The sequence below is a fragment of the Streptomyces sp. NPDC017940 genome (assembly GCF_044328435.1).
Lineage (GTDB): Bacteria > Actinomycetota > Actinomycetes > Streptomycetales > Streptomycetaceae > Streptomyces.
Map to the genome: position 1 here is coordinate 462,818 of NZ_JBIRHJ010000009.1, position 24,298 is coordinate 487,115.

Annotated in this window: 21 protein-coding genes and 1 pseudogene; 13 read left to right on the forward strand and 9 right to left on the reverse strand. The window is 71.6% G+C overall.

The features are described from left to right. Positions 1 to 24 precede the first annotated feature (24 nt). A complete protein-coding gene (locus tag ACH4DX_RS30610; protein WP_398157488.1) occupies positions 25 to 897 on the reverse strand; it encodes an IclR family transcriptional regulator in 873 nt (290 codons plus the stop codon). A gap of 188 nt (positions 898 to 1,085) precedes the next feature. Here ACH4DX_RS30610 and ACH4DX_RS30615 point away from each other — a divergent pair, with 188 nt between their 5' ends. The 3 genes from ACH4DX_RS30615 to ACH4DX_RS30625 all read left to right on the forward strand — a co-directional run bounded on the left by ACH4DX_RS30615 (position 1,086) and on the right by ACH4DX_RS30625 (position 2,321). Beyond that, positions 1,086 to 1,484 carry a bifunctional 3-phenylpropionate/cinnamic acid dioxygenase ferredoxin subunit gene (locus ACH4DX_RS30615; RefSeq protein ID WP_398157489.1) on the forward strand — a complete coding sequence of 133 codons (399 nt, stop codon included), beginning with the start codon at positions 1,086 to 1,088 and terminating at the stop codon, positions 1,482 to 1,484. After that, on the forward strand, positions 1,481 to 1,759 hold the full coding sequence (locus ACH4DX_RS30620) for an FAD-dependent oxidoreductase (protein WP_398157490.1): 279 nt from the start codon (positions 1,481 to 1,483) through the stop codon (positions 1,757 to 1,759). The genes ACH4DX_RS30615 and ACH4DX_RS30620 overlap by 4 nt, the downstream gene beginning before the upstream one ends. Before the next feature lie 109 nt (positions 1,760 to 1,868). After that, positions 1,869 to 2,321 carry an oxidoreductase C-terminal domain-containing protein gene (locus ACH4DX_RS30625; RefSeq protein WP_398157491.1) on the forward strand — a complete coding sequence of 151 codons (453 nt, stop codon included), beginning with the start codon at positions 1,869 to 1,871 and terminating at the stop codon, positions 2,319 to 2,321. On the opposite strand, the gene ACH4DX_RS30630 is transcribed toward ACH4DX_RS30625, so the two are convergent. Continuing rightward, positions 2,296 to 2,883, reverse strand: a complete 588-nt coding sequence (locus tag ACH4DX_RS30630; protein WP_398157519.1) for a hypothetical protein — start codon at positions 2,881 to 2,883, stop codon at positions 2,296 to 2,298. The two genes, ACH4DX_RS30625 and ACH4DX_RS30630, sit on opposite strands and share 26 nt — an antisense overlap. Positions 2,884 to 3,670: 787 nt before the next feature. Here ACH4DX_RS30630 and ACH4DX_RS30635 point away from each other — a divergent pair. From ACH4DX_RS30635 to ACH4DX_RS30655, 5 genes and pseudogenes are all read left to right on the forward strand, one after another. Beyond that, positions 3,671 to 6,781 (forward strand): nitrate- and nitrite sensing domain-containing protein, encoded by a 3,111-nt coding sequence (locus ACH4DX_RS30635; RefSeq protein ID WP_398157492.1) that lies wholly within the window; start codon positions 3,671 to 3,673, stop codon positions 6,779 to 6,781. After that, positions 6,778 to 7,218 (forward strand): roadblock/LC7 domain-containing protein, encoded by a 441-nt coding sequence (locus ACH4DX_RS30640; RefSeq protein ID WP_398121878.1) that lies wholly within the window; start codon positions 6,778 to 6,780, stop codon positions 7,216 to 7,218. The genes ACH4DX_RS30635 and ACH4DX_RS30640 overlap by 4 nt, the downstream gene beginning before the upstream one ends. A 9-nt stretch (positions 7,219 to 7,227) precedes the next feature. Then, the gene (locus ACH4DX_RS30645; protein ID WP_398121879.1) at positions 7,228 to 7,629 is read left to right on the forward strand and encodes a DUF742 domain-containing protein; all 402 of its coding nucleotides are present in this window, start codon (positions 7,228 to 7,230) and stop codon (positions 7,627 to 7,629) included. Between the two features lie 25 nt (positions 7,630 to 7,654). After that, positions 7,655 to 7,918: pseudogene (locus ACH4DX_RS30650) on the forward strand (hydantoinase/oxoprolinase N-terminal domain-containing protein); the annotation flags it as partial. Positions 7,919 to 8,190: 272 nt separating this feature from the next. After that, positions 8,191 to 8,796, forward strand: a complete 606-nt coding sequence (locus tag ACH4DX_RS30655; RefSeq protein WP_398121880.1) for a GTP-binding protein — start codon at positions 8,191 to 8,193, stop codon at positions 8,794 to 8,796. A 62-nt stretch (positions 8,797 to 8,858) separates the two neighbouring features. Here the strand turns inward: ACH4DX_RS30655 and glpK are convergent, their stop codons facing one another. The 4 genes from glpK to ACH4DX_RS30675 all read right to left on the reverse strand — a co-directional run bounded on the left by glpK (position 8,859) and on the right by ACH4DX_RS30675 (position 13,368). Further along, positions 8,859 to 10,376 (reverse strand): glycerol kinase GlpK, encoded by a 1,518-nt coding sequence (gene glpK / locus ACH4DX_RS30660; protein WP_398157493.1) that lies wholly within the window; start codon positions 10,374 to 10,376, stop codon positions 8,859 to 8,861. A gap of 96 nt (positions 10,377 to 10,472) precedes the next feature. After that, a complete protein-coding gene (locus ACH4DX_RS30665; protein ID WP_398121882.1) occupies positions 10,473 to 11,225 on the reverse strand; it encodes an MIP/aquaporin family protein in 753 nt (250 codons plus the stop codon). A 530-nt stretch (positions 11,226 to 11,755) separates the two neighbouring features. After that, positions 11,756 to 12,946 (reverse strand): lipid-transfer protein, encoded by a 1,191-nt coding sequence (locus ACH4DX_RS30670; protein ID WP_398157520.1) that lies wholly within the window; start codon positions 12,944 to 12,946, stop codon positions 11,756 to 11,758. Then, the gene (locus ACH4DX_RS30675; RefSeq protein ID WP_398157521.1) at positions 12,943 to 13,368 is read right to left on the reverse strand and encodes a Zn-ribbon domain-containing OB-fold protein; all 426 of its coding nucleotides are present in this window, start codon (positions 13,366 to 13,368) and stop codon (positions 12,943 to 12,945) included. Before ACH4DX_RS30675 ends, ACH4DX_RS30670 begins: the two co-directional genes overlap by 4 nt. Before the next feature lie 96 nt (positions 13,369 to 13,464). Between ACH4DX_RS30675 and ACH4DX_RS30680 the strand changes: the two genes are divergently transcribed. The 3 genes from ACH4DX_RS30680 to ACH4DX_RS30690 all read left to right on the forward strand — a co-directional run bounded on the left by ACH4DX_RS30680 (position 13,465) and on the right by ACH4DX_RS30690 (position 15,916). Beyond that, complete coding sequence (locus ACH4DX_RS30680) at positions 13,465 to 14,349, forward strand: M15 family metallopeptidase (RefSeq protein ID WP_398157494.1); 885 nt, start codon at positions 13,465 to 13,467, stop codon at positions 14,347 to 14,349. Between the two features lie 427 nt (positions 14,350 to 14,776). After that, positions 14,777 to 15,088 carry a YidB family protein gene (locus ACH4DX_RS30685; protein ID WP_398157495.1) on the forward strand — a complete coding sequence of 104 codons (312 nt, stop codon included), beginning with the start codon at positions 14,777 to 14,779 and terminating at the stop codon, positions 15,086 to 15,088. 288 nt (positions 15,089 to 15,376) lie between these two features. Beyond that, positions 15,377 to 15,916 (forward strand): NUDIX domain-containing protein, encoded by a 540-nt coding sequence (locus ACH4DX_RS30690; protein ID WP_398121886.1) that lies wholly within the window; start codon positions 15,377 to 15,379, stop codon positions 15,914 to 15,916. 63 nt (positions 15,917 to 15,979) lie between these two features. Here the strand turns inward: ACH4DX_RS30690 and ACH4DX_RS30695 are convergent, their stop codons facing one another. Then, entirely contained in the window at positions 15,980 to 18,370 is a 2,391-nt protein-coding gene (locus tag ACH4DX_RS30695) for a TIM-barrel domain-containing protein (RefSeq protein WP_398157496.1), read from the reverse strand. A gap of 246 nt (positions 18,371 to 18,616) precedes the next feature. On the opposite strand from ACH4DX_RS30695, the gene ACH4DX_RS30700 reads away from it, so the two are divergent. Both ACH4DX_RS30700 and ACH4DX_RS30705 read left to right on the forward strand, forming a co-directional pair. Continuing rightward, a complete protein-coding gene (locus ACH4DX_RS30700) occupies positions 18,617 to 20,599 on the forward strand; it encodes an acetoacetate--CoA ligase (RefSeq protein WP_398157497.1) in 1,983 nt (660 codons plus the stop codon). Positions 20,600 to 20,702: 103 nt separating this feature from the next. Next, positions 20,703 to 21,614 carry a hypothetical protein gene (locus ACH4DX_RS30705; protein WP_398157498.1) on the forward strand — a complete coding sequence of 304 codons (912 nt, stop codon included), beginning with the start codon at positions 20,703 to 20,705 and terminating at the stop codon, positions 21,612 to 21,614. A 71-nt stretch (positions 21,615 to 21,685) separates the two neighbouring features. On the opposite strand, the gene ptsP is transcribed toward ACH4DX_RS30705, so the two are convergent. Together ptsP and ACH4DX_RS30715 are read right to left on the reverse strand one after the other, a co-directional pair. Further along, positions 21,686 to 23,356 carry a phosphoenolpyruvate--protein phosphotransferase gene (gene ptsP, locus ACH4DX_RS30710; protein WP_398157499.1) on the reverse strand — a complete coding sequence of 557 codons (1,671 nt, stop codon included), beginning with the start codon at positions 23,354 to 23,356 and terminating at the stop codon, positions 21,686 to 21,688. A gap of 81 nt (positions 23,357 to 23,437) precedes the next feature. After that, on the reverse strand, positions 23,438 to 23,887 hold the full coding sequence (locus ACH4DX_RS30715; protein WP_398121891.1) for a PTS glucose transporter subunit IIA: 450 nt from the start codon (positions 23,885 to 23,887) through the stop codon (positions 23,438 to 23,440). Between the last annotated feature and the right edge of the window lie 411 nt (positions 23,888 to 24,298).

The following is a 24,298-nucleotide window of genomic DNA, read 5'->3' on the forward strand; positions in this document are numbered from 1 at the left end:
GCTGTCGATCGGCGCCCCGGGGGCTCAGAAGCCGTAGCCCATCCGCCGCGACAGCTCCACCGCCGCCGCGACCGTGCGCTTGGCCAGTTCGGTGAGCCGGTCCTCGGTCAGCCGGTACACGGGACCGGAGGCGCTCAGCGCGCCGATGACCTTGCCGTCGTGCGCGCGCACCGGCGCCGCCACCGCGGCAAGGCCCACCTCCAGCTCCTCCACGGCGATCGCGAAGCCCTGGTGCACGACGGCCTCCAGATCGCGGCGCAGCGCCACCGTCCCGGTGACCGTGTGGTCGGTGATGCGCGGCAGCGTGCGTGCGAGCAGGCCTTCGCGCAGGGTCGTCGGAAGGTGCGCGAGGAGCACCTTTCCGCTGGACGTGGCGTGCAGCGGAGTGCGTCGGCCGAGCCAGTTCTGGGCCGTCACGGAGGCGGGCCCGCGGGCCTGCATGATGTTGACCGCGGCGTCGTCGTCGAGCACGGCGATGTTGACCGTCTCGCCGAGTTCGTCGGCGAGTTCGCGGCAGACGGGGCCGCCCTCCTGGGAGATGTCCATGCGCACGGCCGCGGCCCCGGCGAGACGCAGCACGCCCGCGCCGAGGAAGTACTTGCCGCGGTCCTTCGCCTGACCGACGAGCCCGCGGTTCTCCAGGACCCCGAGCAGCCGGAAGGCCGTCGACTTGTGCACCCCGAGCTCGTCGGCGATCTCGGTGACGCCCGCCTCGCCGAGCCGGGCGAGGATCTCGAGGACGCTCACCGCGCGGTCCACGGACTGGACGGAACCGGCGGGCGCCTTCGCCTCGCGCGGCTTTTCCGGCTCGTCCCGCTGCGCCCCACGGCGCTGCTCCCGGGGTGCTCCCTGGCGGGGCTCCCCGCTCTGGCCAGGCTCTTTCCGCGTGCGGGTCATATCTCAACTCTCACCACTCGGCGGCCACTCGAAGCCGCGTCCCTGGGAGGCCCTTGACGCGATGGGCTTCCCACCGGATTCTGTTGCGCGTAGCGCTCTCTGGTGCGCCATATGAAACTGCATGCTAGCGAAGAGTCCCTCGCCCAAACCGTGCCGATGAACCGGCCGACCGATCCAGAGGAGGGCACGTGATTCCCGTCTGCCGCATCGAAGACCTCCCCGCGGGCGAGTCCGTCCGTCTCGACACCACACCGCCCGTCGCGGTGTTCAACGCGGACGGCACGCTGTACGCCGTCGACGACACCTGCACTCACCAGGACGCCTCCCTGTCCGAGGGCTGGCTGGAGGGCTGCCTGGTCGAATGCCCCCTGCACGCGGCCACCTTCGATCTCCGCACCGGCGAGCCGACGTGTCTGCCCGCCCGTCGCGCGGTGCGCACCCACCGCGTGAGCGTGGTCGACGGAACGGTCCATGTCCACCTGACCGAGCCGACCGCCGTTCCGGTGTCCGCCCGGACCCCCGCCGCCGAGACCGCATCGGCCGCCGTGGGACCGGGTCCCCTCACCGCTGAAGGCTCCGCCGCATGAAGACCGTCACCGTCGTGGGCGCCTCCCTCGCCGGTCTCCACGCGGCACGCGAACTGCGCGCCCAGGGCTACGACGGCCGCCTCGTGATCATCGGAGCGGAGCCTCATCCTCCGTACGGCCGCCCTCCGTTGACGAAGGGCTTCCCGACTAATGCGGGCGCAGCCGTCGGGACGGCGTCTCCTGGCGGGGCCCCGGGTGGGGCGACCCCGGGCAGGGCGACCCCGGGCGGGGCATCTCCTGGCTCGACAATGCTCGGCGGGGCGGTCGCTGGTTGAAGCGACGCCTAGCGGGGCGACGCCTAGTGAGGCGATCCCTGGCTCGGCATCCCCTGGCGGGGCACCCTCTGGATCGGCAACCCATGGCAGGGCACTCCTTAGCGACGCCGTGGACGGCCCACTCGCCGACCGTGACGGTGTCCGCTGCGACGGCGGCTGCGTCACGAGCCTGCCCCAAGTGGTCGCCGTGGGAGACGTGGCCCGTGTCGACGGCGTCCGCACCGAGCACTGGACGGGCGCGACGCGGCAACCCCGCGTGGCCGTACGCAACCTGCTCGCCGCCCGGACCGTGGAGACCTTCAGCGAACTTCCCTACTTCTGGTCCGACCAGTACGGCTCCCGCATCCAGTTCGCCGGACACCGCCCCGCGGACGCCACCGTACGCATCGAGGAGGGCAACCCCGACAGCGGCAGCTTCCTGACCGTCTACGAGCAGACGGGCCGGGTGCGGGCTGCTCTTGCCGTCAATCGTCCACGGCCGTTCATGAAGGTACGGCGGCAACTGCGGGCACGGCTGTCGGCGGAGCCGTTCGGCATTAGGAGTGCGACAGCTGTCCCCTAGCCCCTCCGCGGCTCCGTATGTCCTCCTGCGAACGGGTGGTGGCGCGGGCGTCGCGTCGGGCCCTGCGCCGCTCCCGGCGCAGTTGACGCGCCGAGCTGCTGGGCATCGACACCACGCCGTTGCGCTGGTTCCACACCTGGCGGGTCACCCAGACGTCGCACACGCTCCAGGTGGCCACGATCGTGCCGGCCACACTGCTCAGCACCATGGGGAAGGCGAGCCAGGACTCGGCCATCGCGCAGAAGAACGCCGTCATCGCCTGGATGAGCGTCAGCGACACGATGAGCACCGCCCGCACCGCCGCCGTCCGCACGGGGTCCGGCAGTCTGCGCCGGGTCGCGGCCTCCTCGACCCACAGCTCCCGCCGCTCGAAGTGCCCGTCGTCCTCGTCGCCGTCGTCGTACCCGACGGATGCCGCGGCTCGTGGTCCCGCCGCGCCGACACCCGCGTACGCACTGACCCGCTTACCCGCCCCGCTACCCGAACCCTGCGCGCCGCCCGCAGCCACCCTGCCGCCCGAGGCCACCTCGCCGCCCGCGGCCGCTCTGCTGTCCGAGGCCATCTCGGTGCTCGCAGCCGCCCCGCTGACCGAAGCCAACTCGGTGCCGGAAGCCCGGCTGCCGTCCGGCACTCGCGCGCCGCCCGCAGCCCGCGCGCCGTCCGACGGCCGCCCGCCGCCGCGCACCGGCTCCACGCCGCCCACCGACCCCGCGCCGCGCACCGCCCCGGTGCCCGGCGTCCGCTCGTCGTCCGACGTCCGTCGGCACTCCTTCGTACCCATCAACTCGTCACTCCCCGCCCCGCTGCCGTGCCCGTGCACCTGCTGTTCCACCGGTGCCGCCGCCGTCCTGCCGGGTGCCGCGCGGTCGGCCGGTCGAGAGCTCTCATGTCCGACTCCCCACTTGCTGCCCGCTTTACGCCGCTTCACGCGGCGGTGCAGGGGGTTCCACGCGTGCCCAACTGTCTTTCGCGTCCCCTGTACGGCCCCGGTTACCCCACATCCCCGCAGGCAACTGCTCTCGTACTGAGGGACGAACGGCCGCCCCGAAAGATTCCCGCCCGGCGGCAGAGATCCCCTCCTGCCGCGAGGGGATCCACGTGGCGAACACTTCAGGCCAACTGGGCACTCCGGTACGGAGGATGGGCGCGCCGCGCAGGAGCCGCATGCGGGAGGCAATCTCCCCCAATGCCCGGACAACTGGTGACGCCTCTTTCGCGTCACGGCTGAAAAGCGTCCGGACGTGCCTTCGAGTTGCCCGTGTGTCAGTAGTAGGCTCGCGCCGTTTGTTGACGCACATGCGTGCCCCCGGTCAAAACCTGGCTGCGAGGGGCCCGATCTGGGGGAGGCCATGCGCTTTCGCGGGAAGTCAATCCGCCGGAAGATCGTGGCATTGCTGCTCGTGCCGCTCGTGTCCCTCACGGCGATCTGGGGCTTTGCCACGTTCCTCACGGGACGCGAGGCGAACAAGCTGGTCGGCACCGCCAAGATCATCGATGAGCTGGCCTTCCCCGTCCAGGACGCCGCCGAAGTGGTCCAGGAGGAGCGTCGCCAGACCCTCGTCTATCTGGCGGACCCGCGGGCCTCCGACGCACTCGCCGCCCTGCGGCGCAGCCGTGAGGCCACCGACAAGAGCGTCGCCAGGGTCGAGTACCGGGCCAAGCACTCCGACTCGCGCGGGTCGCTCGACGGCCAGTCCGAGGAGCGGCTGAGCGTGGCCCTCGACGCCTTCAAGGGCCTCGACGCGCTGCGCCGCACGGTCGAGGAAGGCACGATCAGCCGCGAGAAGGCGCTGAAGATGTACACGCGCCTGACCGATCCCTGCTTCGGCTTCCTGATGACGCTCAACGCCCTCGACGACGTGGGTGTCACCGCGGAGGGCCGCGCGCTCGTCGGTGTCGGGCAGGCACGCGAACTGCTCTCCCGCGAGGACGCGTTGATCGGCTCCGCCCTCGTCGCGGGCAGTGTCACCAGGGGAGAGATCCGCCAGGTCACCGATATGGCCGCGCAGCGCAGCCTGCTCCTGGACAACAGCCTCGCGCAGCTCCCCGACGACGAGCGCGCCCGCTTCGAGCGCTATTGGAACGGCGCCGAGACCAGCCGGCTGCGCGACGCCGAGGAGTCCCTGGTGGAGTCGGGTTCCGGTACCCCGCGCGGGATCAGCACCGGCGACTGGAACCGCGAGGCCCGCAAGGTCCTCGCGGGCCTCGCCGACCGCAGCGACGCCGCCATCGACCGCCTGCGCGAGCGGGCGCGCCCCGAAGCCGTCAGCGTCATCGTCCAGTTGGCCGTCATCGGCGTCCTCGGCCTGCTCGCGGTGATCTTCTCCCTCTTCCTCTCCATCCGGGTCGGCCGCAGCCTGATCCGTGACCTGCGCAGGCTGCGTCTGGAGGCCCACGAGGCCTCCGGTGTGCGGCTGCCCGGCCTGCTGCGCCGCCTCGCGGCGGGCGAACAGGTCGACGTGGAGACCGAGGCCCCGCGCCTGAGCTACGACAAGGACGAGATCGGCCAGGTCGGCCAGGCGCTCAACACCTTGCAGCGCGCCGCCGTCGAAGCCACCGTCAAGCAGGCCGACCTGCGCCGCGGCGTCTCCGAGGTGTTCGTCAACCTCGCGCGCCGCAGCCAGGTGCTGCTGCACAAGCAGCTCACGCTCCTCGACACCATGGAACGCAGGACCGAGGACACCGACGAGCTGGCGGACCTGTTCCGACTCGACCACCTCACGACCCGCATGCGGCGGCACGCCGAAGGCCTCGTCATCCTCTCCGGTGCCGCCCCGTCACGCCAGTGGCGCAAGCCCGTCCAGCTCATGGACGTCGTCCGCGCCGCCGTCGCCGAGGTCGAGGACTACGAACGCATCGAGGTACGCCGCCTGCCGCGCATCGCCGTCACGGGACCCGCGGTCGCCGACCTCACCCACCTGCTCGCCGAACTCCTGGAGAACGCCACGGTGTTCTCGCCCCCGCACACCGCGGTGCAGGTCCTCGGAGAGCACGTCGCCAACGGCTTCACCCTGGAGATCCACGACCGCGGCCTCGGCATGGCCTCCGAAGCCCTCCTGGACGCCAACCTCCGCCTCGCGGAGACCCCCGAGTTCGAACTGTCCGACACCGACCGCCTCGGCCTCTTCGTAGTGAGCCGACTGGCCCAGCGCCAGCGCGTCCGGGTTTCCCTCCAGCCCTCCCCGTACGGTGGCACCACCGCCGTCGTGTTCATACCGGACACGCTGCTCACCGACGACGTTCCCGACACCGGAGGCGTCGGTTTCCGCCTCGACCGGCCGCTCCCGCAGAAGTCCCTCGGCGGCGACCCGGCGAAGGAGCGGTCGGCGGCCCTCGCCCGCACGGCCGTCGAACTGCCCGGACTGCCCGCGTCCGTCCTCGACGGCCCGGTCGAGCTGGAAGCACCGGTCGGCATGGCCGGGCTCGACGGTTTCCCGGGCGCCCTGGAGGACGAGGACAGCGAACGCGGCGGCCTGTTCCGCCCCCGCCGCCGCGCCACGGACACCACCAAGGAGCAGCACCAGCAGGCACGTGACACGCGCGAGCCCGACCTCGTCGAACCGGTACGCGCCACCGACTCCGCCGCACACGAGGCACCGCACTCCGAAGAGATACTCGACGACGGACTGACGCCGGGCGGCACGGTCCCGCTCGCGCGCCGCCGCACCCCGAAACTGGTCTCCTCGCACGGACGCCGCGTGGGCCCCGCGCGGACGCGCGACACGGACGCGGACGACCCGGACGACGGCTCCTTCACCCGCCGCGAGCCCGGCGCGGGACGGCCCGGCCGCGGGCCCGCGCGGGACACCAGGGCCACGGGCCGGGCACCCGCGGACCCCCGTCAGGACCTCGGTCCCGCCCGCGGCACCCCCGACCGGCGCGTACGGGACGGTCTCGGCGCCCCCGCGCGGGACACCGTCGACTCCTCCGAAGGCGCGGGCCTCGACCTGCCGCGCCGCCCACGCTCGGACACCGGCTGGCCCGACCTCACCCCGCCGCGCCCGCTGAGCACGGACCCAGCGGTCGGCACGCAGCCGCTGCTGCCCCGGCGCCGCCCGGTCACGGACGTGCCGCCTGCCACCACCCGCACGGAGACGGCGCCCGGTGCGGACCGGGCGGCAAGGACGGACAGAGGATCCATGGACCGGGCCGCAGGCAGCACGGGAACGCCGCTCCGCGCGGCCGCCGACGACCCCGTCGCACCCGCCCCGGGCGGGCTGCCGCGCCGGGTCAGGCAGGCAAGCCTCGCCCCCCAGCTGAAGGATGGACCGGACCGCCGTACGGAGCCGGACCCCGCTCCCGCCGGGGCCGGGACGGAGGAGCGCGACGCCGACGAGGTCCGCAGCCGGATGGCTTCGCTCCAGCGTGGCTGGCAGCGCGGTCGCGAAGAGAACGCCGAGGGCGACGACGTCCAGGACGGCGCAGCACCAGGAACGACATCTGAGGGGGACGGTCGATGACCGCACCGAAGGCCGACGCACGCACCACCGCGACCGGGGGGTCGGGAGAGCTGAACTGGCTCCTCGACGACCTGGTGGAGCGCGTCGCCAGCATCCGCAAAGCGCTCGTGCTGTCCGGGGACGGGCTGCCCACGGGCGTGTCGAAGAACCTGACGCGTGAGGACAGCGAGCACCTGGCCGCCGTCGCGTCCGGGTTCCACAGCCTCGCCAAGGGCGTGGGACGCCACTTCGAAGCGGGCAAGGTCCGGCAGACGGTCGTCGAACTGGACGACGCCTTCCTCTTCGTGACGGCCGCGGGCGACGGCAGCTGTCTCGCCGTGCTCGCGGACGCGGACTCCGACGTCGGCCTGGTGGCGTACGAGATGACGCTGCTCGTCAAGAGGGTGGGTGTGCACCTGGGGTCGGCGCCGCGCACCGACCTGCCCGCGGGAGGGTAGTGGGAGGGCATGAGCGACGACGACGGTCAGGTCGAGATGCCGCACTGGTTCGACGACGACGCGGGCCCGGTGGTGCGCCCGTACGCGATGACACGCGGCCGCACGACCAGCGCGGCCCAGCACCGCCTCGACCTGATCGCGGTCGTGATCGCGGAGTCGCGGGCCGAGGAGACGGAGGCCGACCAGACGCTGTCACCGGAACACGTGGACATCGTCGACCTGTGCCGCGACACCCCGCAGTCCGTCGCGGAACTCGCGGCGGAACTGGACCTTCCGATCGGCGTGGTCCGTGTCCTCATCGGTGACCTGGTCGACGACCGACTGGTGCACGTGACCCGGCCCGTTCCCCCCGCCGAACTGCCGGACGAGAGTATTCTGCGCGACGTGATCAACGGCCTCCGGGCGCTCTGAACAGCGCGAGAGCGGGGATTGAGACGTGACAGGCTGGCAGTTCCGGGTCGACGGGGGCGGCACGTTCACGAACGTCGTCGCCCGCCGCCCGAACGGCACTCTGTGCACGCACAAGCTCCTGTCCGACAACCCGCCCTGCTACGCGGACGCCGCGGTCACCGTCATCCGGGAACCCCTCGCCCGGGCCGACGCGGCCACATGCACAGACATACCCCCGGGACTCGGCGGCGCACCGATCGACACCGCCCGCATGGGCACCACCGTCGCCAACATCGCCCTCCTGGAGCGCACGCCGAGCCCACCGTCGGCATGGCGGGCGGCGCCCGGCGGCCTCGGCCCGGGTCGCGTCGAGCGTGCCGACGGCGGCGTCGTGCGGCTCGCGGGCAGCGACCGCGCCGACGCGGGCCCCGGCGACGTACTCGTGATCGAAACACCTGGCGGCGGCGGATACGGACCGCCACCGTCCGCCGCCCCCGCCGCACCACCCGCCTCGCACTCCGCGCGGCACGTCCGACCCACCCGGGCGACACCACTGATGACTGATGCAGGAGAAGAAGGCGAATGATCTTCAAGCGTTCTGAGCGCGGTACGGCCCCCGTAGAGCCGGTCACGCTGAAGATCCTGGTGGCGGGCGGATTCGGCGTGGGCAAGACGACCCTCGTCGGCGCGGTCAGCGAGATCAAACCGCTGCGCACGGAGGAGACCCTCAGCGAGGCCGGGCGACCCGTCGACGACACCGACGGCGTCCCGGGCAAGCACACCACCACCGTCGCCATGGACTTCGGCCGGATCACCCTCCGCGAGGACCTGGTGCTCTACCTCTTCGGCACCCCCGGACAGGACCGCTTCTGGTTCCTGTGGGACGAGTTGGCGACCGGGGCGCTCGGCGCCGTCGTGCTCGCCGACACCCGCCGCCTGGAGGACTGCTTCGCCGCAGTCGACTACTTCGAGCGCCGCTCCATACCCTTCGTCGTCGGCGTCAACTGCTTCGAGGGGGCGACCCGCTACCCGTCCGACGCGGTACGCCACGCCCTGGACCTCGACGAGAACACTCCCGTCGTGCTGTGCGACGCGCGCGGGAAGGAGTCCGTCAAGGAGGTCCTGATCGACGTGGTCGAACACGCGATGGCCATCGGGGCCGCGGCCAGGGAACCGGTCACCACCTGACGCCGCCGACCGGCGCGCGTGGCCCCGGCCGGGACAGGGGCCGGGGCTCAGGGGCGGGTGTGTCAGCCCTCGTCGTCGTGCCAGCCGAAGCTGCGCTCCACGGCCTTGCGCCAACTGCGGTACTCGCGCTCCCGCTCGTCCTCCGCCATCCGCGGCGTCCACTCGACGTCGCGCCGCCAGTGGGACTTCAGTTCCTCCAGGTCGCTCCACACACCTGTCGCGAGCCCGGCGGCGTACGCGGCGCCCAGACACGTCGTCTCGGACACGCGCGGCCTGATCACCGGCACCCCGAGCACATCCGCCTGGTGCTGCATCAGCAGACCGTTCTTGGTCATCCCGCCGTCGACCTTCAGCGTGGTGATGCGCACTCCGGAGTCCTGGTACATCGCGTCCACGACCTCACGCGTCTGCCAGCTCGTCGCCTCCAGGACCGCACGCGCGAGGTGCGCCTTGGTGACGTACCGGGTGAGGCCGGTGACGACACCCCGCGCGTCGGAGCGCCAGTACGGCGCGAACAGCCCGGAGAACGCCGGCACGATGTACGCGCCGCCGTTGTCGTCCACGCTCGCCGCGAGCGTCTCGATCTCGTCGGCCGTACGGATGATGCCGAGCTGGTCGCGGAACCACTGCACGAGCGCCCCGGTGATCGCGATCGAGCCCTCGAGGCAGTAGACCGGAGCCTCGGAGCCGATCTTGTAGCCCATGGTCGTGAGCAGGCCGCTCTTGGAGGGCACGGGCCGGTTGCCGGTGTTCAGGAGCAGGAAACTGCCCGTCCCGTAGGTGTTCTTGGCCGTCCCTGTGTCGTAGCAGGCCTGCCCGAAGACCGCGGCCTGCTGGTCGCCGAGCGCGGAGGCCACGGGCACCCCCGAGAGCTGTCCGACGGCCGTGCCGTAGACCTCGGCCGACGACCTGATCTCCGGCAGGACCGCCTCCGGGACGTTCATCGCCGACAGGATCGCGGGGTCCCACTGGAGGGTCTCCAGGTTCATCAGCATCGTGCGCCCGGCGTTGGTGACGTCGGTGACGTGCACGCCTCCGTCCGTGCCACCCGTGAGGTTCCAGATCAGCCAGGAGTCGATGGTGCCGAAAGCGATGTCGCCGCGTTCGGCACGCGCCCGCAGGCCCGGGACGTTGTCGAGGAGCCAGGACGCCTTCGGCCCGGAGAAGTAGCTGGCCAGTGGCAGACCGGTCTGCTCGCGGAAGCGGTCCTGGCCGTCCGCGCCGCCCAGTTCGTTGCAGAGCGCCGACGTCCGCGTGTCCTGCCAGACGATGGCGTTGTGCACCGGCTTGCCCGTGGAGCGGTCCCACAGGACCGTGGTCTCCCGCTGATTGGTGATGCCGAGGGCGCTCAGCTGGTCGGCGCGCAACCCCGCCTTGGCGAGCGCGCCCGCCACCACTGCCTGCACCTTGGACCAGATCTCGGTGGCGTCGTGCTCCACCCAGCCGGGCTTCGGGAAGATCTGCCGGTGCTCGCGCTGGTCCACGGCGACGATCGCGCCGTCCTGGTCGAAGACGATGCAGCGGCTCGAGGTGGTGCCCTGGTCGATCGCGGCGACGAATTTCTCGGAGCTGTCCGTCATGGCTACCCCTTGGAGGATGGCGCTTCAGAAGACTGCGGTGGATCGGAAGGCTGTGGTGGATCACAAGACTGCGGTGGATCAGGAGACTGCGGTGGATCAGAAGGCTGCGTTGTAGATGAGACCCGCGAGGAGCCCGCCGATCAGCGGTCCCGCGACCGGCACCCATGCGTAACCCCAGTCGGACGTACCCTTGTTGGGGATCGGGAGGAAGTGGTGCACGACGCGCGGACCGAGGTCGCGCGCGGGGTTGATGGCATAGCCGGTGGGGCCGCCGAGCGAAAGGCCGATGCCGACCACGAGGAACGCCACGATCAGGGTCTGGGTGCCGGACTTGCCGAGGCCCTCGGTGAGCCCGAACGCGAGGATGGGAAGCACCAGGCCGATGGTCCCGATCACTTCGGTGAGGACGTTCGCGACCGGGTTCCTGATCTCCGGAACGGTGGAGAAGACGCCGAGCGTCGGTACGGGGCTCTGCGCCCCCGGTGCGTCCTTGGCACCGCCCGGAACGTTGGCGTTGAACTGCGCGAGGTACACCAGGTACGCGAGGACCGCGCCCAGCATGGCGCCGATCAGCTGGCCCGCCACATAGATCCAGGTCTTGTCCCACTCGCCGGTGTCGATGGCGATGCCGAGGGTGACGGCGGGGTTGAGATGCCCGCCGGACAGCGGCGCGGCGGTGTACGCGCCCGCCATCACACCGAAGCCCCAGCCGAACGCGATGACGAGCCACCCCGAGGCCTTCGCCTTCGAGTGGTTCAAGGTGACGGCGGCGCACACGCCGGCGCCGAAGAGAATCAGGATCGCGGTGCCGATGATCTCACCGACGAAGATGTCCCCATTCGAGTACATGGCGGCTCCTAGGCCTTTGCCGGGGTGGTGGGCCCCGGTACTCCGTGCAGGGTGCGTTCCCACGACTACTGACCGGCGACTGCCTGTCACGTCGGCTGTGGGCGGGGGAGTCCGGTACCCCGCCCGGGCGCGGCGACGAGCGTGCCGTCACAGTCGCATCGCCTGTGGGGGACGACCCGTTGAACTGGCCCTTTGTGCGGAGCCTCGGAGCACACGGGTCCTGAGCGGCCAAGTGCCGAGGAGCGGCGATGCCGACTGACACCGGGAAGTGTTCACCGGTGGTGATGGAGCGTCAAGGTCGCGGACGGCACCGGCTCAACCGGCGCGACGCCTTCCGTCCCCCTCGCCTCCACGCGCCGTTCCCCGCCCCGCGGCAGCGTGTACCCACCGTGTTCCCCAGCCCGGCAGCACGCGCTGCCGTGTTCACCGTCCCGCGGCCCCGCGCCGCCGCCGCGGCTTGCGCTCAGCAGGAGGACGCACCGGAGCTAACACCCGAGCCCGCGGGGCCTACCGTGTCGCGGAGGTCGCGGTCAGCGCACCACCACCACCGACGACCCGTGCCCGAAGAGCCCCTGGTTCGCGGTGATCCCGACGCGGGCCCCGTCGATCTGCCGTGCGCCCGCGCTGCCGCGCAACTGCCACGTCAGCTCGCAGACCTGGGCGATGGCCTGTGCCGGGACGGCCTCGCCGAAGGAGGCCAGGCCGCCACTGGTGTTCACCGGTATGCGTCCGCCGGGCGCGGTGGCACCCTCCCGCAGGAGCTTGGCTCCCTCGCCCGCGCCGCACAGGCCGAGATCCTCGTACCACTGGAGCTCCAGGGCCGTCGACAGGTCGTACACCTCCGCCACGGAGAGGTCCTCGGGGCCGATGCCCGCCTCCTCGTACGCGGCGCGGGCGACGGACTCCCGGAAGGTGTGCTCGGCGGGCGGCACGGCCGTCGCGGAGTCCGTCGCGATGTCCGGCAGGTCCAGGACCGTGTTCGGGTACGTGGGCGTGACCGTGGCGACAGCGCGGATGCGCACCGGGGCGCTCGCGCCGTGCCGGCGGGCGAATTCCAGGGTGGACAGCACGAGCGCCGCGGCACCGTCGGACGTCGCGCAGATGTCGAGCAGCCGCAGCGGGTCGGCGACCACGGCGGACGCGGCGACCTCCCCGGCGGTCACGGCTCTGCGGTAGCGGGCGTACGGGTTCAGTGCTCCCTGGGCCGCGTTCTTCACCTTGACCTGGGCGAAATCCTCCAGGGTCTCACCGTGCACGGCCATTCTGCGGCGGGCGTACAGGCCGAAGTAGGTGGGGTTCGTGGCACCGAGGACGCGGAAGCGCAGCCAGTCCGGGTCGTCGGGCCGCTCGCCTCCCGCGGGCCGGAAGAACCCCTTGGGGGCGGCGTCGGCACCCACCACCAGGACCACGTCGGCGAGGCCCGCGAGCAGCTGGGCGCGTGCCGTGCCGATCGCCTGGGCCCCGGAGGCGCATGCCGCGTACACACTCGACACGCGTGCGCCCTGCCAGCCCAGAGCCTTGGCGAACGTCGCTCCTGCCACGTACCCGGGGTAGCCGCCGCGCACGGTGTCCGCGCCCACCACGGACGTGATGTCCCGCCAGTCGACCCCGGCGTCCGCGAGGGCCGCGCGTGCCGCGACCGTCCCGTACTCGACGAAACCGCGGCCCCACTTGCCCCAGGGGTGCATGCCCGTACCGATGACCGCCACATCGCCCGTCACGCCGTCACCCCCACCGGTCGCCAGTGCCACGTCGTCCACGTCGTCTCCGCGTCCTCGCTGAGCACGCCGGGGACGGCCTCCACCTCCATGCCGACCTCCAGGTCGGCGACGGTCACTCCGGGAGCCCCCTGTCCGAGCACCACCATCCGTTCCGCGGCGAGCTCCACAGCGATCAACGTGTTGGGCAGCCACGGAAGTTCCGGGTCCGAGACGTAGGGCGCGGGCGGCCGGTAGCGGCCGTCGGTGTACGACCAGATGTGTCCGCGCCGCGACAGGGGAACCTCGCGCAGACCCGTGCTCTGACAGCCAGGATTGCGGCAGAGCACGTCCTCGCGAGGAAAGAAGACGGCCCCGCACTCCGTGCAGCGCGTGCCGAGCAGTCGGAAGGCGTCTTTCTCCCCGGCGAACCAACGGGCCACCACGGGGGTGCGGGTGCGCGACAAGATTCCTCCGGAAGACGGATCTGACGGAACGTCAGGAGTGTACGCCGGGCGCCCCGCCTGATACACGAGGGAGACATGAAAAGACTCTCCTCGCGGTGGCGCTGCCTGGCCGTGACGGCTGCCGCCCTGTTCGCCGTGACCGCCGCTCCCACACCCGCACCCGCACAGCCCACACAGCCTGCACAGTCCGGAGGGCCCGAGGGGGACGCGTCCGCGCGGCACTCCCCGGGCGACGCCACGCCCCCGGCGCCGAAAGCGCCGCCGGAGTTCGTCGCCCTCCGGTCCGTGGACCCGACGATCCTCCAGGAGATGCGCTACTTCACCCCGCACAACTTCGTGGGCGAGCGCATCGACGGCTACCGGCAACCGGTCTGCCTCCTCACCCGCCCCGCGGCCCGCGCCCTGCACGCGGCACAGCGGAAGCTCCTGCGGCAGGGGTACACACTGAAGGTCTACGACTGCTATCGGCCCCAGCGCGCGGTCGACCACTTCGTACGCTGGGCCAAGGACCTCGACGACGAACGCATGAAGCGCGAGTTCTACCCGCGCGTCGACAAGTCGCGCCTCTTCGAAGACGGCTACATCGCGGAGAAGTCCGGGCACAGCAGGGGCTCCACCGTCGACCTGACGATCGTGCGGCTCCCGGCCAAGCCCACGCGGCCGTACTTCCCCGGGGAGCCCCTGACGCACTGCTACGCGCCCCGGAGCGAGCGCTTCCCCGACAACTCCGTCGACATGGGCACGGGTTACGACTGCTTCGACACCCTGTCGCACACCGACGACCCCCGCGTCCAAGGCAAGCAACGCGCCCATCGCCAACTCCTGAAGGAGTCCCTCGCACAGGTGGGCCTGGTGAACCTGCCGGAGGAATGGTGGCATTACACGTATAAACCCGAGCCCTTTCCGGACACGTACTTCGACTTTCCCGTTTCGTACGGTTCGCTCAGCTCGCCCCGTTGAGCGTGGAACGCCGCTTGTGCGGCGCGGTGCGAATGGAATGTGAAGTCTTCGGGAAGAAGCGTAAAGGGATCGAGGGGGCCGGGACCGGTGCTGGCCGGAACGTGCGCCGCGGCGGCCTGTGAGCCTCACTTGGCCTGTAATCGCTGGTGAGGGGCGTGTAACTCGGTACTGGCGCGTGAGAGTTCACCGCGTTGCCATGTTTCCGTGGCGGAAAAGTAGCAGTTACCGAGGTTATATCGAGGCGGTGCGTGGCCAGTTTGCGGTTCCTTCGAATTGCCCACGCAACCATCAACGACCAACATCGCGTCCTGTCCCACAAGGCAACCGCGTCGGCAGAGCGGCAGAAATGCCGCCGGCGAACCCGGACGACTCCGTGCGGCGCGGTCCGGGACCATCGATCCACCTTGCTACTTCATTGGAGAAAGACATGGCTGCCATCGAAGCGCCGGCAACGGCCCTGGAGCAGTTCCTCATCGCAACCCTGTACGACGGCAGCCAGGTCGGCGCCGCGGTGGAGCAGCTCCGCCAGGCCGGTCTCGGTGACAAGGTCGACTCCTGGCTGAGCACGGGCGAGAACCTGCCCGTCACCGCCGACGAGCTGAGCAAGGCCCTCTCCGAGACCGTCGGCCGGATAGCCACCCTCACCGGCCTCGGCGCGGACGAGGTGGCGCAGAAGATCGCCGCCGTGCTGCCCCCGGCCGTCGACGCGGTGAGCCCCAACGGCGAACTGGTCGCCTAGTCCCGCCATCGGGACAGCAAGCGGCCGCCGCCCGTCCTGACGGGGGCGGCGGCCGTACACCCCGGGGTCCGTTCGCATACGCGCGTGCGAGCGGGCCCCGAGGCATGCGCGGTCGACGGCGTACGGGTGGCCGACTGCGGCCTGAACGCTGACTGCGGCCCGGATGCCGACTGCGGCCTCGAGGCCGACTCGTGCCGGGAAGCCGACTGCTGACGAGAAGTCGGCTTTCGCCAAGCAGGGGGCGCCGCAGGGAAGACCGCTGCCCGGAGATCGGCTACAGTCCGCGGCGTGTCCGCATCCACATCCGAATTCAGCGTCAAGCCCGTCCCGGATTCCCACTGTTCGGGCTGTGGCGCACCGTACGGGGAGCACCTCACCGGCTGGCCCCGCGGCTGCTCCGCCTGTGGCAACGTCGCCTACCGCAACCCCCTGCCGGTGGCGATCGCCCTACAGCCCGTGTACGACACCCATGGCACAGGCCTGGTGGTCGTGACCCGCACCATCGCCCCCGCGCGCGGGGGAATCGCCCTGCCCGGGGGCTACATCGACCACCGGGAGGACTGGCGGCACGCCGTCGTCCGGGAGCTCAAGGAGGAGACCGGCATCAGCGCGGCGAGCCACGACGTGCGCATCGTCGAATCGCTCAGCTCTCCCGACGGCCACGTGCTGCTGTTCGGCCTGCTGCCGGAACGCCCCGCGGCCGACCTGCCCGAGTCCGTGCCGACGGACGAGACGGAGGGCTGGGAACTGCTGTACCGGCCCGCGGAACTCTGCTTCCCCCTGCACACGGCCGTGGTGCAGGCGTGGTTCGAGGGCCGCTACGTCTGACGCCATGCCGGGCTCCGGGGGAGACGTCCCGGAAGAAGCTGACTTCAGGGGCGCGCCCCGCGGCTACGTGACGTCAGGGGCACTCCCGCGGGGTCGACCGTCCCCACGCACCCGCACCGCGTACTCCGGAGCACCCCCCGGCCCGTCGCCCTCCTTCTCGACGAGCAGCCGGTCACCGCTCCACCGCACCCCGAAGCGCTGGAGCTCCGGCTCCTCCCACCCGTCACCACCGTCGGCGATCACCAGACCCCCGCCCGAGCGCCCCTTCGCGGGTGCCCACACCTCCAGTACGAGCGCCCCGTCCGCACCCCGGACGGGCAGCACGGCGCCCGCGCGCGCGAGCACGGGTATGCGGGACAGGGGAGCCTCAAGGACGGCTCGTCCAGGGCCTTCGTACGCTTCCTCGGTGACGGTGTCGTACCAGCGACCGGGCGGCAGCCGTACGCTCCGCCGGACGACGCCCTCCTCCAGGACCGGCGCGACCAGCAGGCAGTCCCCCAGGAGGAACGCGTCCTCACAGTCGCGCAACGCCCTGTCCTCCGTGGCACCCCACCACAGCGGGCGGGCGTAGGGCGCGCCGGTGCGCCGCGCCAGGTGCGAGAGCGTCACGAAGTACGGCAGCAGCCGACCGCGCTCGGCGAGAGCCACGCGCGCGTGCTCAAGCACCTCGGGACCGAACTCCCAGGGCTCCCTGCGCCCCGCGTCCAGCGCCGCGTGCGTACGGAACAACGGAAGGTGCGCGCCGAGCTGGAACCACCGCAGATACAGCTCCGGTGACGGGCTGCCGTCGAACCCGCCGACGTCGGGGCCCGAGTACGGCACCCCGCACAGGCCGAGCCCGATCACCAGCGCGAGCGAGGCCCGCAGCCCCTGCCAGGTGCTGGCGACATCACCCGACCACGTCCCTCCGTAGCGCTGCATTCCCGCCCAGCCCGAGCGGGAGAAGAGGAACGGGCGCTCGGAGGGCCGCAGTTCCCGCATGCCCTCGTAACCGGCACGCGCCATGCCGAGGGCGTACACATTGTGTGCCTCCTGGTGGTCGCCGCCCCGGCCCTCCAGGTCGTGCCGTGCCGAGCGGGGCAGGGTCGTCTCTCCGAAGGCGGCGAAGGACACCGGCTCGTTCATGTCGTGCCAGAAACCGGAGAAGCCCTGCGCGAGGCGCTCGTCGTAGAGCCCGCCCCACCACTTGCGCACCCGCCCCGCGGTGAAGTCCGGGTACACCGACTCACCGGGCCACACGAGCCCCCGCACGGCCCGCCCCGAAGCGTCCCGCACGAACGCGTCCGCCGCCGCCCCGCCCTCGTACACCGCGTTGCCCGGTGCCGCCCTCACCGCCGGGTCCACGATCGACACGAGCCGGGTCCCCGCCCCGCGCAGCTCGGTGGCCAGCTTCGGCAGACCGGGGAAGCGCTTCTTGTCGACCGTGAACACCTGGTGCGCGTCCAAGTGGTCGATGTCCAGGTGCAGCGCGTCCAGGGCGAGACCGTGCTCCCGGTAGCCCGCGACGATCCGGCGCACCTCCTGCTCGCTGCCGAAGCCCCACCGCGCGTGATGGTGGCCGAGCGCCCACGACGGCGGCACCGCGGGAGCGCCCGTGAGCCCCGCCCAGGCGTGCAGCACGCGCGCGGGGGTGCCCACCATGACCCAGCACCGCAGCGGCCCCCCGGCCATGCGCACCTCGCACGACCCGGCCCTGTCGTGCCCGGAACCCGCGCCCTCCGTGCCCTCGCGCACGGTCACCGAGCCGTCCCAGGTGTTGTCGTGGAAGACCAGGTGCGTCCCCACGTCGGCGACCACCCACTGCACCGGCATCGTGATGTACAGCGGATCGTCCCCGGGCTCGAAGGAGCCACCGGGATCCGTGTTCCACAAGCGGTACGTGCCGCTCCGCAACCGGGGGCCCGCGGCCCGCCCGCCGAGCCCGAAGAACCGCGCGTCCGCCGCCACCTCCGACCGCTGCACCCAACGGGCCGGACCGCCTCCCGCGGGCTCCCACCAGCGCGGCGGCAGGTCACGGCGCAGCATCACACCGCCCGGCGTACGCAGCTCGACCGCCCCGTGCCGGGAGACCACCACCGTGGCCCGCTCCGACACCACCCGCCAGCCGCCCTCCTTGTCGGGCTCGAGCACCGCCCGGGGATCCGCCTCCGGGCTCCCGCCCGCCAGCGCGTACGACGGATCCGGATCCGCGCCGTCCCAGCCCCAGAACACCGCTCCGCCCGACGTGACCCGCACCCGCAGCTCGGACCGCGCGAAGCGCACCACCCCGCCGCCGGGGCCCGGCTCCACCAGCGTCACGGGCCCCGGCGTCCGGGCACGCTCGTCCCGCCGGGGCGGCAGTCCCGTCGCGTCGACCCACCGCCTGCGCCACGCGGAGCGCACCAGGCGCAACCTCTGAGCCGTGTCGGACAGGCCGACTGCCTTCACCGAACGCACCAGGTCACGACCGTTCATGCTGCTCAGCCTGCCATCGAAGGACCACCGGGTGCGCCGCGTTCAACTGCCGTTCATTCCGTACGCCATCAGGCGTCACCAATCCCTCCGAAGACACACCTCCGCTCCCCGCCGAAGTCCGCCCCCAACGGAACACCCTGGTGCAGAAGTCGATCACGTGGCATCGTCCGTGTCATCCGTGTCACGCGCACACCGAGCACGTGCGCACGACAGCCGCCCACGACGCGCACAGCCCAGGAGCACCCGATGTCCTCATCGAACCCCTCGCCGCTCTGGCAGCCGGACCCGCAGCGCATCGCCGGCGCGCGGATCACGCGCTTCCAGGCCTGGGCGGCCGAGCACCACGGAGCGCCCGCCACCGGCGGCTACGAGGCCCTGCACCGCTGGTCCGTCGACGAGCTGGACACCTTCTGGAAAGCCGTCACCGAATGGTTCGACGTACGCTTCTCCACGCCCTACGCGCGCGTGCTCGGCGACCGCGCCATGCCCGGCGCCGAATGGTTCCCCGGCGCCACCCTGAACTACGCCGAGCACGCCCTGCGCGCCGGCGAGGACCCCGCGCGGGCCGACACCCCGGCCGTCCTGCACGCCGACGAGTCCCACGAGCCGACCCCGGTCACCTGGGCCGAACTGCGGCGGCAGGTCGGCTCCCTGGCTGCGGAGCTCCGCACGCTCGGCGTGCGCCCCGGAGACCGCGTCAGCGGCTACCTGCCGAACGTCCCCGAGGCCGTCGTCGCCTTCCTCGCCGCCGCGTCCGTGGGCGCCGTCTGGACCTCGTGCGCACCCGACTTCGGCGCCCGCAGCGTCCTCGACCGCTTCCAGCAGGTCGAACCGGTCGTCCTCTTCACAGTCGACGGCTACCGCTACGGAGGCAAGGAACACGACCGCCGCGACACCGTCGCCGAACTGCGCCGCGAACTGCCCACCCTGCGCGCCGTCGTCCACATCCCGCTGCTCGGCACCCCGGCCCCCGAAGGCGCCCTGGAGTGGTCCGCGCTCACCGCCGCGGACACGGCACCCGTCTTCGAAGCCGTCCCCTTCGACCACCCCCTGTGGGTGCTCTACTCCTCCGGCACCACAGGCCTGCCCAAGGCGATCGTCCAGTCCCAGGGCGGCATCCTGGTCGAGCACCTGAAGCAGGCCGGACTGCACTGCGACCTCGGTCCCGACGACCGCTTCTTCTGGTACACGTCCACCGGCTGGATGATGTGGAACTTCCTCGTCTCCGGCCTGCTCACGGGCACCACGATCGTCCTCTACGACGGCAGCCCGGGCTACCCCGACACCGCCGCGCAGTGGCGGGTGGCCGAGCGCACCGGAGCCACGTACTTCGGGACGTCCGCCGCGTACGTCATGGCCTGCCGCAAGGCGGAGGTGCACCCCGCCCGCGACTTCGACCTGTCGCGCGTGCAGTGCGTGGCCACCACCGGCTCGCCCCTGCCGCCCGACGGCTTCCGCTGGCTGCACGACGAGTTCGCCGACGCCTCCGGAGAGATGTGGATCGCCTCCGTCAGCGGCGGCACCGACGTCTGCTCCTGCTTCGCCGGCGCCGTGCCGACACTGCCCGTCCACATCGGCGAGCTCCAGGCCCCCTGCCTCGGCACCGACCTACAGTCCTGGGACCCCCAGGGCAAGCCCCTCATCGACGACGTCGGCGAGCTCGTCGTCACCAACCCCATGCCGTCCATGCCGATCCGCTTCTGGAACGACCCCGACGGCAGCCGCTACCACGACAGCTACTTCGACACCTACCCCGGCGTCTGGCGCCACGGCGACTGGATCACCGTCACCGCACGCGGCTCCGTCGTCATCCACGGCCGCTCCGACTCCACGCTCAACCGCCAGGGCGTACGCATGGGCTCGGCCGACATCTACGAAGCCGTCGAGCGCCTCCCGGAGATCCGCGAGTCGCTCGTGATCGGCGTCGAGCGGCCCGACGGGGGCTACTGGATGCCGCTGTTCATCCACCTCGCCCCGGGCGCGGAACTCGACGACGCCCTGCGCGACCGGATCAAGCGGACCATCCGGGAACAGCTCTCCCCGCGCCACGTCCCCGACGAGGTGATCGAGGTCCCCGCCGTCCCGCACACCCTCACCGGCAAGCGCATCGAGGTCCCGGTCAAACGCCTGCTCCAGGGCACCCCGCTCGACAAGGCGGTCAACGCGGGCTCCGTCGACAACATCGAGCTGCTCCACTTCTACGAGCGCCTCGGCCGCGAACGCGCCTGACCCCCACGCGAACCACAGCCCGTGCCCGAGCACGCTCCGCGGTCATTGTCAGTGCCTCCCGTTACGGTGAGTGAGCATTGATCGACCGACCGCAGGGGGGACCATGGGGCACACCCAGCACGACACCATGCGACGCGCCCTTCGCCGCGAAGTCGCCGGCACCATCGGCCTGCTGGCCGACGCCGAGGACTTCGCGGCGATGCGTCACTACGCCACCTTCGTCTTCGACGACCACGTGACGTATTTGCAGCAGGTGGAAGGCCTGCTCAAGACCCGGGCCGCCGAGGGCAGGCTGACCGGCATCGCCCTCTTCGACCCACAGGAGTACGCGGAGTTCTGCGCGGAAACAGGCCTGGACCCGGACACCCCCGGAAGCCGCACCCGCTACACCGCGGAACTCGCGGCGACAGGACCCACCCTGCCGTACGAGGACCGTCCTCTGGCCGAGCTCGTCCCCGACCTCGTCGACGAGACCCTCCGACAGAGCACCTGGGAGTACGCGACCATGCTCCTGGCCCGCATCGGCGCCTGCGCGGACTGCGGAGTCGACATCGGACGCGCCGCCTTCGCCCGCGCCTCCGACCTGCTCATGCGCGTGCTCGGGACCGAGGGCCCCGCCACCCGCCATCTGGTGTGCAGCGTGCCGAGCGACGGCCAGACGCTCCTCGCCGCCCTGCGTGTCATGCGCGGCGCCGACGGCCATCCGGAACTGGACGAGACGGAAGCACTCGAGTTCACCACGGTCCTGGCCGTGGGCATCGCCGTACGGAGTTCCGGAGGACTCGTGATGCGCGCGGGCGACGGCACCCGCGACCGCGTCCACGGCTGGCGCCTGCAAGGAGAGCGCCTGCACCCCCTCTCGGCCGCCGAAGTCTTCGACGCCTACTGCACGGACGCGCTCTCCGGCGACCTCATCGCCCCGGAATCCGGCGTCGACTACTGCGCGGCACCGGACCTCGGCGGGGACGATCCGGGGGAGGAAGGCGCGACGGGACAAGGGGGACACCGCCACTGACGCAGGAGGGGCGCCCCACCTGTACGGGTGGGGCGCCCCTCCGGAGGAACCTGTCGCGTGCCGCGGGCCTGCTACTCGCCGGACAGCACGGCGTGCGCCGCCTTGCGGGCTTCCTCGGCGCTGTCCGCCGCACGTGCCGCGGCCGCGGCACGCTCGCACTGGGCCAGCGTGTACTTGCCCAGCGTCGCCCGGACGTAGGGAATCGACGCCGCCCCCATGGAGAGGGAGGTGACACCGAGACCGGTCAGCACACACGCGAGCAGCGGGTCGGACGCGGCCTCACCGCACACACCGCAGCTCTTGCCCTCGGCCTGCGCGGCCTCGGCCGACAGCGCGACCAGGTCGAGCAGCGCGGGCTGCCACGGGTCCTGCAACCGGGACACGGCACCGACCTGGCGGTCGGCGGCGAAGGTGTACTGCGCGAGGTCGTTGGTGCCGAGCGAGAGGAACTCGACCTCCTGGAGGATGGAACGCGCCCGCAGGGCCGCCGACGGAATCTCCACCATGGCACCGAACTTCGCCCGCAGACCGGCCTCACGGCACGCGTCGGCGAACGCCTTGGCGTCGGCGCGGTCCGCCACCATCGGAGCCATGACCTCGAGGTAGACGGGCAGCCCCGCGGCGGCCTTGGCCAGTGCGGTCAGCTGCGTCCGCAGCACCTCGGGGTGGTCGAGGAGCGAGCGCAGACCACGCACGCCGAGCGCCGGGTTCGGCTCGTCGGCGGGCGTCAGGAAGTCGAGCGGCTTGTCGGCGCCTGCGTCGAGGACGCGCACGACGACGCGGCCCTCGGGGAAGGCTTCGAGGACCTTGCGGTACGCCTCGACCTGCTTCTCCTCGGTCGGCGCCTGGGTGCTGTCGTCGAGGAAGAGGAATTCGGTGCGGAACAGGCCCACGCCCTCGGCACCCGCTTCGACGGCGGCGGGCACGTCGGAGGGACCGCCGATGTTCGCGAGCAGCGGCACCTTGTGCCCGTCCGACGTGGCGCCGGGGCCGGTCGTCGCGGCGAGCGCGGCCTTGCGCTGCGCCGCGGCGGCCTCGAGCTCGGCACGCTTCTCGGCGGTGGGCTCGACGAAGATCTCGCCGGTGCTGCCGTCGACGGCGACGACGGTGCCCTCGGCGATGTCACCGGCACCGGGCAGTGCGACGACGGCGGGGACGCCGAGCGCCCGCGCCAGGATCGCGCTGTGGCTGGTCGGGCCACCCTCTTCGGTGACGAAGCCGAGTACGAGAGCCGGGTCGAGCAGCGCGGTGTCGGCGGGCGCGAGGTCCCGCGCGATGAGGACGTACGGCTCGTCGCTGTCGGGCACGCCCGGCATCGGAACGCCGAGGAGCCGCGCGACGATACGATTCCGCACGTCGTCGAGGTCCGCGACGCGGCCTGCCATGTACTCACCCGCGCCCGCGAGGAGTTCGCGGTAGTGCGAGAAGGCGTCGTAGATGCCGCGTTCGGCCGTGCTGCCGACGGTGATGCGCCGGTCCACGTCGGCGATGAGGTCCGGGTCCTGAGCGATCATCGCTTGCGCTTCGAGCACCGCCTGGGCCTCACCGCCCGCCAGGTTGCCGCGCGCCATCAGGTCGGCGGCCACAGCCTCGACGGCTTTGCGGGCGCGCCCCTGTTCGCGCTCCGCGTCCTCCGCCGGGATCTGCTTGGCCGGCGGCTCGAGGACCGCCGTGCCCATGTGCCGAACCTCGCCGATCGCCACCCCGTGGCTCACGCCGACGCCTCGCAGCGTTGTCTCCATTTCACCCGTCTCCGGTCGTGCGACGGGCCCAGCCGCCGCGGTGGATGTCCTACCTGCCGTCGGCGAGCGACGGCGATGCCGTCACTTCCAGCTGAAGAGAGTGTCGCCCGGCTTCACGTCGCCGTCCTCGACGAGGCCGGACAGCGACTCGGCCGTCGCCTCGAGCGCGACGACGGGGCAGATCGCGGACTTGCCGGCGGCCTCGACGGCGGCCGGGTTCCAGCGCACCACGGACTGGCCCCGCTGTACGGTGTCCCCCTTGTTGACGAGAAGCTCGAAGCCCTCGCCGTTGAGCTGGACGGTGTCGATGCCCAGGTGCGTGAGCACGCCGTGGCCCTGGTCGTCCACCACGACGAACGCGTGCGGGTGAAGGGAAACGATGATGCCGTCGACGGGAGCGACCGCCTCGGAGGGCTCGCGAACAGGGTCGATGGCAGTGCCAGGTCCGACCATCGCGCCGGAGAAGACGGGGTCGGGCACCGCGGCGAGCCCGATGGCGCGTCCTTCGAGCGGGGACGTAACGGTGGACATGGAGGGCCTCCCAGGGGTGGAGATTCGATACCGCCGTCACTGCCTGACCTGGACGACGCACTGTTCAGAAGGGTAAGTCATAGGAAGTCCCGGTTCCGCATGAGAGGTCCCGGTTGGCGGACGTAGCGGCACTGCACAAACGATTTGCGCCTACCCGGACGCCGCTGTAGAGTCGTACTCCTGCCGACGGGCCGGGCGACGCACTCAGCGTCGGGGGCCGGGCAGCAACTATCAGGTCGGATCCTATATCGGGGTCTGTTTCCTCATGTCCACTGAACATCGTGGTCAAGAAGGCGAAAATGACCTGCTAGAGTTTGGAACCGCCGAAAGGCAAAGGCCCCCAACGGCCACCGGAATTGAAATCCGAACCGGGAACGGAACGGAAAACGGATCTGGTAGAGTTGGAAACGC